Genomic DNA, 13,586 nt, shown 5'->3' with positions numbered 1-13,586 from the left:
CTCAACCTTCCAGGGTGGGTAGCTCGGGGGGTGCCACGGTGTCCAGGTTGGCCTGGTACTCGGCCATGTCCCCCTGGGTGACGAGACGGATGCTGTCGAGGGCGAACTGGTCGAAGCGCTCGACCGCCGCCCGGCCGTCGGCCAGCAGCCGCGGTGCCTCGGTGTAGTACTCGGGGTGCTGCTCGATGTCGGCGTACTTCTCGACCAGCCCGAGCAGGCTGGTGACATGGCCACCGAAGCGGGCGGCCGAGGAGTAGAGGCTGCTCGGCTGGGTCTCGGCGATCCGGTCGAGCAGCTCGGGCACCACCTCGCCGGCGCGGGCGACGGCCGCCCGGACCTGCGGGTCGCGGATCCGGCGGGCCGCGGTGCCGGTCTTCTGCAGGGTGGCCTCGACCTCGCGCACCCTGGCCCGGGCGTCACTGCTGTAGTCGTCGGCCTGCAGCTGGTGCTCGGAGCGGGCCAGCATCAGGTAGGTCCCGGTCGCCGCCACCGCTGCCAGCAGCACCGGCGCGCCCAACCGCAGCGCCGGCCCGGCGCCGGAGAGCAGCAGGAAGAGCACCACGAACACGGCGATCGCGACCAGGATCGCCAGTGGTGCGGCGAGTCGCCGGATCACTTGTACCCCGCCGCCTCGCGCAGCGCCGCCACCAGGTCGTCCGACTTCACGTACGCCCCGCCGCTGGCCTGCGCGACGCCGGTGAGCTGGTCCGGGTCGGCGTCACCGAAGGCGATCGACACCACCGGCACCCCGGCGGCGCGGACCCGGTCCTGGCCGGCCGTCGCGTCGCCGGTGGACCGACCGTCGGACATCACCACGATGAGCTTCTTGCGGCCCGCGATGGTGTCCTTGGCCAGCTCGGCGACCGCATCGTCGAGGCAGCGGTACATGTTGGTGCCACCGCCCGGCTTGTAGGCCGTCACATCGGCTTCCAGCTGGCGCAGCTGAGCCGGGTCGTTGCCGTCCACGGTGAACGGCCCGGCCGCTCGGCGGTCGTTGAAGACCTGCACGGTGGTCCGGTCCTGCGGGCCGGTCTGCAGCAGGTTGAGCCGGGCCTGGTCCGGATCGAAGACCTGGTGCGCCGCCGCCTTCACACCGTCCCAGCCGTCCCCGGACATCGAGCCGGAGCCGTCGAGACAGTAGTAACTGGTCACCGGACGGCGGTAGCGGGTGTGGTAGCGCTCCAGCGCCTGCTCGATCACCGCGGCGGAAGGATAGCTGATGCCCTGCTCCCGGATGTCGGTCTTGATCCCCCAGGCCGGGTTGAACACCGTCGTGTCGGGGTGGTCGAGGGTGAGCCCAATGGCATCGGCGGGACGGCGCCCGAGCCCGAGCAGGGCGCTGCGCGCCGCGTCGTCCTTCAGCAGGTAGTCCTGCAGCGCGAGCAGGATCTTCTCCTTGGCCTGGTCGGCCGTCCCGGTCGGCAGGAAGCCCAGCGGGGCGTCGCTGATCGCCAGCGCCCCCTGCGGATAGACCGCGTAGAACGGCTCCTTGCCCTGCGCGACGAGCTGCTTGTTCTGCTCGATCACCAGCGCCTCGTAGGTGAACACGGTGTCGCACTGGTCGGGGGCGGCGACACACTCCTCCATCATCGTGCCGGTCGACGGGGGCGTCCGGTCCATCGCTTGGACGAAGGTGGTGATGCCCTGGTCGACGGCCGGGGAGTCGAGCTGGGCCGCGGTCAGCGGCTGCCCCGGTCCGTTGCCGGCGAAGTGGTTCATGAAGGCCAGCAGGGTGGTCGCCCCCGAGTTGGACTGGGTCGGGTTGGTCGACCAGACCTTCACCGAGCCGCCCTGGATGGCGGTGAGGACGTCGCCGACGGTGACGTCCGACCTGCCGACCAGCCCGAGTCGCTGCATCGCCGAGGTGCGGCCGGCGAAGACCACCGGGGTGACGAACATCGACTGGGTGTCACGCAGCGTGCCCTGGGAATCGCCGATCTGGGCGAACACCGAGGAGGCGAACCAGTAGGCGTCGTACTTGGTCGAGCCCGACTGCAGTAACCGGGCCTGGTCGACCGAACCCATCAGGGTGTACTCGCAGGTGTAGCGCTGCGCCTTGCACCACGGCACCACGATCTCGTCGAGGACGGCCCGCTGTTCCGACCCGGCGACGATCCGCAGCGTACGATCCGACGGCGCCGCCGCTCCCCCGCCGCCGCAGGCCGCGAGTCCGAGGACGAGAGCGAGGGCGAAGGTGGCGCCGAGCGCACCGAGGGTCCGTCGACGTGGAGGCATGTCCCCATGCTGACGGATCGGAGGGCCCTCACCCAGCACTACAGATGAACTACGAGTGAACGAACAGTGACGATCAGGTTGTCGGCTGCGTCGCGGGCGCCCGGGTCGGCGGTCTTGGGGCGCATGCCGCTGCGAGCCCCGCGCAGCCGATCCCCTATCGCGGCCACTGGGCGGCGACCACCTCGGCCAGCCGCGTTCGGGTCACCTCGTCGACGAACGCGGCTCCGACGGCGATGTCGACGGTCCGTCGGATGTCGGCCAGCGTCCATCCGAAGGTCTCCACCAACCGGGCGTACTCCCGGCTCAGCGTCGTGCGGCTGACCAGCCGGTTGTCACACGAAATCGTCACCGAGAAGCCGAGCCGATGGAGAATGTCCACCGGGTGCTCGGCCAGGGTCGCTGCCACCCCGGTCTGCAGGTTCGACGTCGGGCAGACCTCCAACGGAATCCGCAGCTCGCGGATCTCGGTGGCGATCTCACCGAGCACCGGAGTTTCCCCGGTCAGGTCGATATCCTCGACGATCCGCACCCCGTGTCCGATCCGATCGGCGTGGCACACGTCGACCGCCTCGGCGATCGAGACCGGACCGGCCGCCTCACCGGCATGGATGGTGTACGGCACACCGGCCCGTTCAAGGCTCCGGAACGCCTCCAGATGCCGCGTCGGTGGGAAGCCGATCTCGGGCCCGGCGATGTCGAAGCCGGCAACCACGTCGTCGTCGCGGCGGATCGTCAGACCGGCGATCTCCTCCCACCGATCGGCCTGGCGCATCGCCGTGAGCAGCTGTCGGACGATGATCGGATGCCCGTCCCGGCGCGCCGCGGCCATCCCGTCCTTGAGGCCGGCGCCGACCGCCCGGACGGTGGCGGACAGCGTCAGCCCGTGACGCAGGTGCTGCTCCGGTGCCCACCGCGCCTCCGCGTAGACCACCCCGTCGTCGACCTGGTCGAGGACGAACTCGTACGCCACCCGGTGCAGCGCCTCCTCGGTCTGCATCGCCGCGACGGTGTGCTCGAAGGTCTCCAGATAGCGTTCCAGGGAGCCCGAGTTCGCCGCCTCGAAGAACCAGTCGGCCAGTGCCGCCGGTGAGTCCGCGGGCAGCGGATGGCCGACCGCGGCGGCCAGCTCGAGCAGCGTGCGCGGTCGCAGCCCGCCATCCAGGTGGTCGTGCAACGCGACCTTGGGCAGGTCCCGCAGCCGGGCCCGGTCCAGGGGGCGGGGGTCAGCAGGGTTGGGGGCGGCGGGGTGGGGGGCGAGGGAGCGGGGATCGGCGGGGTCGCCGAGATCCGTGGAGGTCACTGGAAGTCCTCGGGGTCGAAAGTGTCCGGTGCGGCGGGGGTGCCGCCGTACCGGGGGTCGTCATGCCGATCGTACGGACGTCGCGCCGGGTCGTACGCCTGGTCCGGTCCCGGGGCGGTCGCCGCGGGAGGGGCCGCGGCCGGTGCCGCCGGTGGGCCGACCGGGGTGTCCGCGGGGAGGTCCGCAGGCTCGGCCGGGGCCGGCCGCGGGGAGACCGGTCGAGGAGACACCGGGGTCGGCCGCGAGGACGCCGGGGCGGGCAGCGGCCCGGCCACCACCGGTTCGGCCGCGACCCGTTCCAGATCGACCGGTCCGAACGCCCGGGGCAGCAGCGCGCCCAGCGTGATCGGCCCGTCCCCGGTCTGCACCAGCATCCCGGGGGCGGCGTGCTCGTCCAGCAGCTGCCGGCACCGGCCGCAGGGCATCAGTGGTCCCCCGGTGGCGTCCACGCAGACGAGGGCCACCAGGCGGCCACCGCCGCCCAGCGCCAAGGAGGACACCAGACCGCATTCGGCGCACAGGGTGACCCCGTACGAGGCGTTCTCGACGTTGCAGCCGGACACCACCCTGCCGTCGTCGACCAGCGCCGCGGCGCCGACCGGGAACCCGGAGTAGGGGGCGTACGCCCGACCACAGGCCGCGCGGGCCGCGCGCCGGAGCGCGGCCCAGTCGATCTCGGTCATCGGAGCTCCTCGATCCTCGGGACCCGCAGTCGTCGGGACCCCGGTCATCCGGCGTCCTGCGGAGCCCGCGCTGTCGCGGCCACCCCGTCCGGGCGCGGTGACCCGTCCGGGCGCGGTGAGTAATGGGTGGGCGTGGCGGCGAGCCGGCTCAGCACCTTGACCCCGACCGGGATGCAGCCCTCGTCGACGTCGAACCGCGCCTGGTGGATGTCGGGCCAGTCGGCCTCCGCGACCCCGCGGGGGCGGACACCCAGCCGGGCCATCGCCCCGGGCACCGCCTGCAGGATCCAGGCGAAGTCCTCCCCGCCCAGCGACTGGGCGGTCCGGGCGACGGACTGCGGCCCGAGCTGGCGTTCGGCGGCGTCGACCAGCCGGGCGACGCCGCGGGGGTCGTTGACCGTTGGCGGGATGCCGGGATCGATGTCGACGTCCACCTCGACCCCGAACGGGGCGACGATCCCGGTGATCAGCTCCGGCAGCAGCGCCACCGACTGCTTCCATCCCGGGACATCCAGCACTCGCAGCGTCCCGCCCAGCTCACCGATCCGCGGGATGGCGTTCTCGACGCTGCCGGCGGTGATCCGGCCCCAGATCAGCGAGGCCCCGCTGCGCGGGTCGATCCGGCGCGACAGCAGGAAGGGGGTCTGGGTGACGACCGCGCCGAGGGCGCCGACGATGTCAGCGGTGAGGTGCGGCCGGGAGGTGTGTCCGCCGGAGCCGCGCAGGTTGACGTTCACCTTCACCGCCGCGGAGGTGATGGCGCCGCGCTTGACGGCGATCTGGCCGACCGTGGTCCGCGGGTCGCAGTGCAGGGCGTACGCCTCGCGCACCCCGTGCAGGGCACCGGCCCGGATGACGTCGGGGGCGCCGCTCGGGGTGGACTCCTCGGCGGGCTGGAAGATCAGCCGGACGCCGGTGCGCAACAGGCCCCGGCGGCGCAGCTGCACCAGCACGTGGCCGACCCCGAGGACGACAGTGGTGTGCACGTCATGGCCGCAGGCGTGGGTGACGCCGGGGTTCTTCGAGGCGTACGCCACGTCCTTGGCATCGGTCAGCGGCAGCGCGTCCATGTCCCCGCGCAATGCGACCAGCCCCCTGTCGGGCTCCCAGTCGTCGCCGACGATGTCGCAGGTGAGGCCGGTGCCGACCGGCAGCACCTTCGGCTCCAAGCCGATCGACAGCAGTGAGTCGGCGACCCGTTGGGTGGTCCGCCGCTCGGCGTGGCCGAGCTCGGGGTGGGCGTGCAGATCACGGCGGAAGGAGATCATCCGCTCGCTGATCGCGGCGGTGGCCACCGCGATCGCGGGACCGGGATCCACCTCCGGCGTGGTGGGTGAGGCGGTCATTGACCCAGCCTATCGCCGGTCCCCGGCCGGGGACAGCGGACCTACGCCCGGGACACCGGGCGGCGCGGGACGACGGACGGCCGCCACCCACCAGGGGGGACGGCCGTCGGGGTGTCCGGCGGGCGCCGGACGGTGGTGTCCGGCGAGCCGGACGGTGTCGGCTCAGGCGCCGGCGGCGTCGCTGGGGGTGTAGGTGCCCCAGATGTCGCGCAGCGCGTTGCAGACCTCACCGATGGTGGCCTTGGCCTGCAGCGCCTCCTTCATCGGGTAGAGCAGGTTGTCCGAGCCCTCGGCGGCAGCCTTGATCTTCACCAGTGCGGCGTCGACGGCGGCGTTGTCGCGCCCGGCGCGCAGGGTGACCAGGCGCGCGGCCTGCTGCTCGCCGATGGTCGGGTCCACCCGGAGCGGGTCGTACTTCTCCTCCTCGTCGATGGTGAACCTGTTCACCCCGACCTGGATCCGCTCGCCGGAGTCGATGCCCTGGGCGTACGCGAAGGCGGAGTCCTCGATCTCGGCCTTCTGGAAGCCCTGCTCGATCGCCTTGACGGCGCCACCCATGTCGTCGATCTGCGTGATCAGCTTCCAGATCTCGGCCTCGAGATCGTCGGTCAGCTTCTCCACGACGTACGAACCGGCCCACGGGTCGACGGTCTTGCAGACGTCGGACTCGAAGGCGATGACCTGCTGGGTCCGCAGCGCGAGCCGAGCGGCCTTCGGGGTCGGCAGCGCGATCGCCTCGTCGAAGGAGTTGGTGTGCAGCGACTGGGTACCGCCGAAGGTGGCGGCCAGCGCCTGCACCGCGACCCGGACCAGGTTGACCTCCGGCTGCTGGGCGGTGAGCTGCACGCCCGCGGTCTGGGTGTGGAAGCGCAGCATCTGCGACTTGGGCTTCTCGGCGCCGAAGCGCTCCTTCATCAGCTTCGCCCACACCCGGCGGGCGGCGCGGAACTTCGCCACCTCCTCGATGATGGTGGTGCGGGCCACGAAGAAGAACGACAGCCGGGGGGCGAAGTCGTCGACGTGCAGACCGGCCTTGATCGCCGCCTCCACGTAGGCGATGCCGTCGGCCAGGGTAAAGGCCACCTCCTGCGCCGGCGTGGCGCCCGCCTCGGCCATGTGGTAGCCCGAGATGGAGATGGTGTTCCACTTCGGGATGTTGTCGTGGCAGTAGGCGAAGATGTCGGAGATCAGCCGCAGCGACGGGGACGGCGGGAAGATGTACGTGCCGCGGGCGATGTACTCCTTGAGCACGTCGTTCTGGATGGTGCCGGTGAGCTTGTCGGCGGTGGTGCCCTGCTCCTCGGCGACCAGCTGGTAGAGCAGCAGCAGCACGGCGGCCGGAGCGTTGATGGTCATCGAGGTCGAGACCTTGCCCAGGTCGATGCCGTCGAAGAGGACGCGCATGTCGTCGATGGAGTCGATGGCCACGCCGACCTTGCCGACCTCGCCCTTGGAGATCGGGGCGTCGGAGTCGTAGCCCATCTGCGTCGGCAGGTCGAAGGCCACCGACAGGCCCATCGTCCCGTTCGCGATCAGGTCCTTGTAGCGCTCGTTCGACTCGCGCGCATTGCCGAAGCCGGCGTACTGACGCATCGTCCAGGGACGGGTCGTGTACATCTTGGGGTACACACCACGTGTGAAGGGGTACTCCCCGGGGGCGCCCAGCTTGCTGGCCGGATCCCAACCGTCCAGCGCAGCCGCTGAATACACCGCCGCGAAGGGAGTCCCGGTTTCGGTCTCACCAATTCCACTCATGGGGCTGAGCCTACCGGTGGCCTTCCCGGCCCGTACCGGCGATCCCCCCTCTTCCGGGCGGTCTCCGGGCCGCCCGGATCCGGCCGTGACAGCGGTCACGCTCAGCCCACCAGGGTCATGCTCAGCCCACCTGGCGGACCAGGGCCTCGGCCGCGCTGACGATGGCGACGGTCTCCTCGCACCAGTTCGCCTCCTGGCTGCGGTGCGGACCGGTGGCCAGGCTGATCGCGACACCGGCCGCCCGCAACCGCAGCTCGGTCGGGTCGACCCGGCGGTCGAACACCGGCGTCCACTCCACCAGCAGCCGTTGCAGGTGCGCGGCCTGGGCGATGTCCATCCGCTGGATCGTCGACAGGTGGGCGAGCAGGCAGCCGAGGTCGTCGGCCCGCCGGCCGGGGCCGATGCCGTCGATGTCGAGCAGGCCGCAGATGTGGCCCCCGGCGACATGGACCTGCCCCTCGTGGAAGTCCCCGTGGGTCGCCTCCTCCCCCGGCGGCAGGCCGGCCAGCCCCTGGCTCACCTGGTCGGCCAGCCACAGCAGCCGGCCCTCCAGCTCCGGCATCGCCCGGGCGACCACCTCGACGTAGTAGTGCACCGACTCGGTCCAGGGGATCCGGCGCGGCAGCCGCCCCACCACGGGTGGGAAGGCGTCCAACACCGCGATCAGCTCCTCGGCCGTGCACGGGGAGTCCTCACGGAACAGCGCCGTGGACAGCGGCAGACCCGGCAGGCCGGCGGTCACCAGCACCGAGTCGTGGGTGAGCACCAGCACCTCGGGCACGGCGATCCCGGCGCCGCGCAGCATCCGGTGCCGGTCGAGGGTCTGGGCGGCCTCCGCCGCGGTCTGCACCTTGAGGTAGAACCGGCGGCTCACTCCCTCGGCGCGGACGTCGGCGCGGAGCACCGCCCGCTGCCGGGGCCGGTAGCCGACCACGTCGAGCTGCACGTCCGCCGGGGTGATCGTCGGGCGGGGACCGGACAGCGCGCCCGCCCGCGGGGTCCACAGGCCGAAGTCGTTCACCAGGTCGGCGATGCCCTCGGCGTACGCCGCCGTGCGCAGGCCGGGCAGCTCCGGGTCCTCGGGGTAGATCCAGACCGTCACCTCCCGTCCGTACGGGTCGTGGTAGACGTGCGCCCCCGCCCGTTCGGACTCGTCGGGGCCGCCGACCCGCGAGGTGACGCCGACGATCTCGGTCGACTCGCCCCAGCTCCAGGAGACGTGCGCCCGGTAGGTCGCGGTGGTGGCGCGGCCGGGCTGGTGGTCGACATGGTCCATCCGCCAGCGCAGCAGGGTCCCCCCGGCGTCGCGGACGGCCGCCATCAGGATGTCGCCCACCGCGCGAGAGCTGAGCAGCAGCCCACCGTCCGGATCGTCCTCGTTCATCCGTCCCCCTCCTGTTCCCCTCGATGGCTCCCCGACGACATCGTTTCAGGGTGCGATCAGTGCCCGGTGGCACCGTCCCGGCCCTCGGACCCGGTGGCCGCGGTGGGCGCCGAGTAGGCCGTGCCGGGGGCCGACCGCGGGACCCGCGAGCGGCCGGCGGCCGGAGCGGCACCGGTCCGCCGGATCAGGAACCGGGCCGCCCGCCGGCCGTCCATCTCGAGCACCGACACCTCGACCTTGCGCTGCTGCTCCGGATCGTCGGCCAACGCCAGTTCCGCCTCGGAGCTGGCCCCCACCGTCGGGATGGCGCCGATCCGGCACATGAACCAGCCGGCCAGGGTGTCGTACGGCCCCTCGGGGAGCACCATCCCGGTCTCGTCCTCGAAGTCCTCCAGCGAGATCAGACCGTCGATCTCGCGGGTGTTCGGCGCGGTCGGCGTCTCCTCCTGCACGATGTCGTACTCGTCGGTGATCTCGCCGACCAGTTCCTCGACCAGGTCCTCCATGGTGACGATGCCGGCGGTCCCGCCGTACTCGTCCCGGACGACGGCCATGTGACTGGACACCCGCCGCATCTCCGCCAGGGCGTGGATGACGTTGACGGTCTGCGGGAAGTTCGCCATCGGCCGGACCAGTTCCTCGACCGGGGTGGCGCGCTGCGCCCAGCCCGGGTCGAACAGGTCCCGGACGTGGACGAAACCGAGCAGGTCGTCGGCCGAGGCCCCGGTGACCGGGTAGCGCGAGTGCGGCGACCCGGTGAGCTCCCGGACCGCCCGGTAGACCGGGGTGTCGCCGGGCAGGAAGTCGACCTCGGTGCGCGGCACCATCACCTCCCGCAGCGTACGGTCCCCCGCCGAGAAGACGTCCTCCAGGATCCGGCGTTCCTCGTCCCCCAGGGCGGCCGCGTCGGAGACCAGTGACCGGAGCTCCTCCTCGGTCACCTCCTCCCGGGCGGCCTCGGGCCGACCGCCGAGCAGCCGGACGACGGCGTTGGTGGAGACCTCCAGCAGCCAGATCACCGGCCGCATCGCCCGGGCGATCCCGTCGACCGTCGGGCCCAGGGCCATCGCGAACGACTCCGCCCGCTGCATGGCCAGCCGTTTCGCGGTGAGCTCGCCGAGCACGATCGACACGTAGGAGATGATGATGGTGATGATGACCAGGGAGATCGTCGAGGCGAGCCCGGTCGGCACCCCCCAGTTCACCAGCACCGGGGTGAGGCGGCCGGCGATGGTCGCACCGCCGAAGGCGGAGGACAGGAAGCCGAACAGGGTCACGCCGATCTGCACGGCGGACAGGAAGCGCTGCGGATCCGCCGCCAGGTGAGCGACCTTCTGACCCCGCCGGCCGCGCGTCCGGAGCTGTTTGATCTGGCTCTCGCGCAGGGAGATCAACGCCATCTCCGCCGCCGAGAAGAAGCCTCCGCAGAGCGTGAAGAAAAGGACCAGGACGATCTCGCCGATCAGCTGGCTCATCGAGGCCCGCCTCCCCGCGTCAGCGGCCGCGGTGCCCGGCTCGGGCACCGGTGCGGGGAGGCGCCGATACTGTGGTCATCGATCACCCGCACAGGATACCGGCAGGGCGGGAGCGACGCGGTCGTGCACGTCGTGTCCTCAGGCCGGGACCGGCGCCAGTCCGGGAGACGACCGCCCTGGCCTGGTGTGATCTGTTTCAATCGACGACGTGACGACTCTTCCCCGCTTCGGGATCCGGACCATCGGCCGGCGGACGTTCGACTTCGACCGGCAGGCCGCAGTGATGTCGGTGGTGAACCGGACCCCGGACAGCTTCTGGGACCGTGGCCGGACGTACCGGCTGGACGCCGCCGTCGACGCCGCACTGGCCGCCGCCGCGGAGGGCGCCGACTGGGTCGACATCGGCGGGGTGCCGTTCTCCCCCGACACCGCGGAGGTGGCGGAGGCCGAGGAGATCGCGCGGGTCGTCCCGGTGGTCGAAGCGGTGGCCGCCGCCAGCGACGTGGTGATCTCGGTCGACACCACCCGGGTGGCGGTCGCGGAACGCGCACTGGCCGCCGGCGCCGCGGTGATCAACGACACCTCGGGGTTGGCTGATCCGGCCCTGGCCGAGCTGGCCGCCTCGACCGGCGCCACCCTGATCATCACCCACTGCCTGGCCGCGCCGCACGCACACCACCACCGCCCGCACTACGACGACGTGGTGGACGACGTGGTCGCCTTCCTCGCCGATCGGCTCGAGCGGGCCCGCAGCCTGGGCGTACCCGACGAGCAGATCGTCCTCGACCCGGGCCACGACCTGAACAAGAACACCCGGCACACCCTCGAGCTGACCCGCCGGTTCGCCGAGGTCGTCGCGCTGGGCCTGCCGACCCTGGCCGCCGTCTCCAACAAGGACTTCATCGGCGAGGCCCTCGGTCGCGACCGCGACGAGCGGACCGTCGGCTCCGTGGTGGCCGCCACCTGGTGCATCCAGCAGGGCGCCCGGGTGATCCGGATGCACGACACCCGGGCCGCGGTCGACACCGTCCGGCTGTGCGCGGCGATCGCCGGCACCCGCGAGCCGGCGTACGAACGCCACAATCTCTGAACCGAGCGCTCCGGCCACTGAGCGGTGTCCGTGCCGGTGAGTCGGTCGGCTAGCCTGACGGGGTGATCGAGGGGCAGAACGTGGCGACAGGGATCGACGGCAGCGCCGACCAGTGGGTGGTCACACTGAGCTGCAAGGACCGGCCGGGCATCGTGCACAAGGTGTCGGGAGCCGTGGTCGGCGCCGAGGGCAACATCACCGAGCTGCAGCAGTTCTCCAGCCAGGACACCGGCAACTTCTTCATCCGGTTGCAGTTCGCCACCCAGCGGCCGCGCGAGGCGATCGTCGACCAGTTGACGCCGGTGGCCCGGGAGCTGCGGGCCAGCTGGCAGATCGACGTGGTCGGCCGGCCGCTGCAGACCCTGATCCTGGCGTCCCGGGCCGGGCACTGCCTGCAGGACCTGCTCTTCCGCCAGCACGCCGGGCAGCTGTCGGTGCACGTGCCGCTGGTGCTGTCCAACCACGAGAACCTGCGCGAGCTGTCCGACTTCTACCACGTGCCCTTCGAGTCACACCATGTCGCCCCGGAGACCAAGGCCGACTTCGAGCGCCGGGTGCGGCAGGTGGTCGAGGAGCAGGACATCGAGCTGGTCGTGCTCGCCCGCTACATGCAGATCCTCTCCCCCGAGCTCTGCGACTTCCTGCAGGGCCGGGCGATCAACATCCACCACTCGTTCCTGCCCGGGTTCAAGGGCGCCAACCCCTACCGACAGGCCCACGCCCGCGGCGTGAAGCTGATCGGCGCCACAGCGCATTTCGTCACCGCCGATCTGGACGAGGGCCCGATCATCGAACAGAACGTCGTCCGGGTCGATCATGCGGACTCCCCGCGGCAGCTGATGGCGATCGGTCAGGACGTCGAGTCGCGGACCCTGTCGCAGGCCGTCCGGCTGTTCTCCGAGCACCGGGTGCTCCTCGACGGGATCCGTACGATCGTCTTCCAGTGACCGACGCCCGGTGACCGAAGCCCGGCGGATGGCCCCGGTCGGCGGTCACCTCTCTCGACGACCCGCGAGAATGCCGACGCCGACGCCCTGCGAGGGCGCAGCCAGGCTGTGGCGCCCGCCACGCCAGCAGCCGTCCTCCCCAGCATTCATCCGTGGTCAGACCATTTGAAGCAACAACAACGCCTAGCCCCCCCTCCACCCCATGGGGGCGATTCCGGGGGTGCTAGCGTCAGCCACGTACGGACCCGGGCCCCGGGTGCGCCAAGACAACCGACAAGGGAGTACACCGTGTCTCAAGCCCCCGTGAAGGTGGCTGTCACCGGCGGTGCCGGTCACATCGCCTACAGTCTGCTGTTTCGCATCATCAACGGCCAGCTCCTCGGCAAGGAAACCCCTGTCGAGCTGCGCCTGCTGGAGATCACCCCCGCCATGAAGGCCCTCGAGGGTGTCGCGATGGAGATCGAGGACTGTGCCTCGCCGTTGGTCTCCGGTGTGGTGATGTCGGACGACCCGAACGTCGCTTTCGACGGCGCGAACATCTGCCTGCTGGTCGGTGCCCGCCCGCGTGGCAAGGGCATGAACCGCTCCGACCTGCTGGCCGCCAACGGCGCCATCTTCGCCCCCCAGGGCAAGGCCATCAACGACAACGCGGCCGACAATGTCCGCGTCCTGGTGACCGGCAACCCGGCGAACACCAACACCCTGATCGCCCGGACCCACGCGCCGGACGTCCCGGCCACCCGGTTCACCTCGCTGATGCGTCTGGACCACAACCGCTCGATCGCACAGCTCGCCAAGAAGACCGGCTTCTCGGTCAACTACATCGAGCGTGTCACCGTCTGGGGCAACCACTCCGACACCCAGTACCCCGACATCACGAACGCCACCATCGCCGGCAAGCCGGCGGTCGAGGTGGTCAACGACCCGGAGTGGCTGGAGGACGCCTTCATCCCGACCGTCGCCAAGCGTGGCGGCGCCATCATCGAGGCCCGTGGCGCCTCCTCGGCGACCTCGGCGGCGAACGCCACCGCCCAACACATGCACGACCTGATGCTGGGTACCCCGGTCGGCGACTGGGTCACCATGGGCGTGACCTCCGACGGGTCGTACGGTGTCCCCGAGGGCCTGACGTTCGGCATGCCGTGCACCATGAAGAACGGTGAGTACGAGATCGTCCAGGGTCTGGAGTTCAGCGACTACGGCAAGGCCAAGCTGGCCGCCACCATCGAGGAACTGGAGAACGAGCGCGCCGCGGTCCACGAGTTGGGCCTGGTCTGAGGAGCCTCCGAGCTTCCCGGTCACAACGGCGTGGCAGGGCAACGTGAGAGGGGTGGGAGCCTGCGGGTTCCCACCCCTCTTGCGTACCCACGT

Annotated in this window: 10 protein-coding genes and 1 pseudogene; 3 read left to right on the top strand and 8 right to left on the bottom strand. The window is 71.2% G+C overall.

Features of this window, described 5'->3' with window-relative positions; all coding sequences use genetic code 11:
* Position 1: 1 nt before the first annotated feature.
* The 8 genes and pseudogenes from R0145_RS04405 to R0145_RS04370 form a co-directional block, all read right to left on the bottom strand.
* The gene (locus R0145_RS04405) at positions 2–616 is read right to left on the bottom strand and encodes a 5-bromo-4-chloroindolyl phosphate hydrolysis family protein (RefSeq protein ID WP_317839197.1); all 615 of its coding nucleotides are present in this window, start codon (positions 614–616) and stop codon (positions 2–4) included.
* The gene (locus tag R0145_RS04400) at positions 613–2,235 is read right to left on the bottom strand and encodes a VWA domain-containing protein (protein WP_317839196.1); all 1,623 of its coding nucleotides are present in this window, start codon (positions 2,233–2,235) and stop codon (positions 613–615) included. The genes R0145_RS04405 and R0145_RS04400 overlap by 4 nt, the downstream gene beginning before the upstream one ends.
* Positions 2,236–2,389: 154 nt before the next feature.
* Positions 2,390–3,535, bottom strand: a complete 1,146-nt coding sequence (locus tag R0145_RS04395) for an adenosine deaminase (RefSeq protein WP_317839195.1) — start codon at positions 3,533–3,535, stop codon at positions 2,390–2,392.
* Positions 3,536–3,822: 287 nt separating this feature from the next.
* Positions 3,823–4,218, bottom strand: a pseudogene (locus tag R0145_RS04390) (cytidine deaminase); the annotation flags it as partial.
* A gap of 44 nt (positions 4,219–4,262) precedes the next feature.
* Positions 4,263–5,564: an amidohydrolase gene (locus R0145_RS04385; RefSeq protein ID WP_317839194.1), complete on the bottom strand. Its 1,302-nt coding sequence runs from the start codon at positions 5,562–5,564 to the stop codon at positions 4,263–4,265.
* A gap of 162 nt (positions 5,565–5,726) precedes the next feature.
* Complete coding sequence (locus R0145_RS04380; RefSeq protein WP_317839193.1) at positions 5,727–7,319, bottom strand: methylmalonyl-CoA mutase; 1,593 nt, start codon at positions 7,317–7,319, stop codon at positions 5,727–5,729.
* A gap of 121 nt (positions 7,320–7,440) precedes the next feature.
* A complete protein-coding gene (locus R0145_RS04375) occupies positions 7,441–8,703 on the bottom strand; it encodes an aminoglycoside phosphotransferase family protein (RefSeq protein WP_317839192.1) in 1,263 nt (420 codons plus the stop codon).
* A 56-nt stretch (positions 8,704–8,759) separates the two neighbouring features.
* Positions 8,760–10,178, bottom strand: a complete 1,419-nt coding sequence (locus R0145_RS04370; RefSeq protein WP_317839191.1) for a hemolysin family protein — start codon at positions 10,176–10,178, stop codon at positions 8,760–8,762.
* Positions 10,179–10,386: 208 nt separating this feature from the next.
* Between R0145_RS04370 and folP the strand changes: the two genes are divergently transcribed.
* From folP to R0145_RS04355, 3 genes are all read left to right on the top strand, one after another.
* Positions 10,387–11,268 (top strand): dihydropteroate synthase, encoded by an 882-nt coding sequence (gene folP, locus R0145_RS04365; protein ID WP_317839190.1) that lies wholly within the window; start codon positions 10,387–10,389, stop codon positions 11,266–11,268.
* A 65-nt stretch (positions 11,269–11,333) separates the two neighbouring features.
* Positions 11,334–12,215, top strand: a complete 882-nt coding sequence (gene purU, locus R0145_RS04360) for a formyltetrahydrofolate deformylase (RefSeq protein ID WP_317840142.1) — start codon at positions 11,334–11,336, stop codon at positions 12,213–12,215.
* A gap of 288 nt (positions 12,216–12,503) precedes the next feature.
* On the top strand, positions 12,504–13,493 hold the full coding sequence (locus R0145_RS04355; protein WP_317839189.1) for a malate dehydrogenase: 990 nt from the start codon (positions 12,504–12,506) through the stop codon (positions 13,491–13,493).
* Positions 13,494–13,586 lie beyond the last annotated feature (93 nt).

It is taken from the genome of Raineyella sp. W15-4 (genome assembly GCF_033170155.1).
GTDB lineage: Bacteria > Actinomycetota > Actinomycetes > Propionibacteriales > Propionibacteriaceae > Raineyella.
Note: the sequence above shows the minus strand (reverse complement) of the source record. Positions and strands in the feature narration are given on the sequence as shown.

What these genes read in the sequence shown, in the direction of transcription:
- R0145_RS04380 (WP_317839193.1), bottom strand. Translation starts at nt 7,319, where the DNA reads ATGAGTGGAATTGGTGAGACCGAAACCGGGACTCCCTTCGCGGCGGTG.
- R0145_RS04385 (WP_317839194.1), bottom strand. Translation starts at nt 5,564, where the DNA reads ATGACCGCCTCACCCACCACGCCGGAGGTGGATCCCGGTCCCGCGATC.
- R0145_RS04375 (WP_317839192.1), bottom strand. Translation starts at nt 8,703, where the DNA reads ATGAACGAGGACGATCCGGACGGTGGGCTGCTGCTCAGCTCTCGCGCG.
- R0145_RS04400 (WP_317839196.1), bottom strand. Translation starts at nt 2,235, where the DNA reads ATGCCTCCACGTCGACGGACCCTCGGTGCGCTCGGCGCCACCTTCGCC.
- R0145_RS04370 (WP_317839191.1), bottom strand. Translation starts at nt 10,178, where the DNA reads ATGAGCCAGCTGATCGGCGAGATCGTCCTGGTCCTTTTCTTCACGCTC.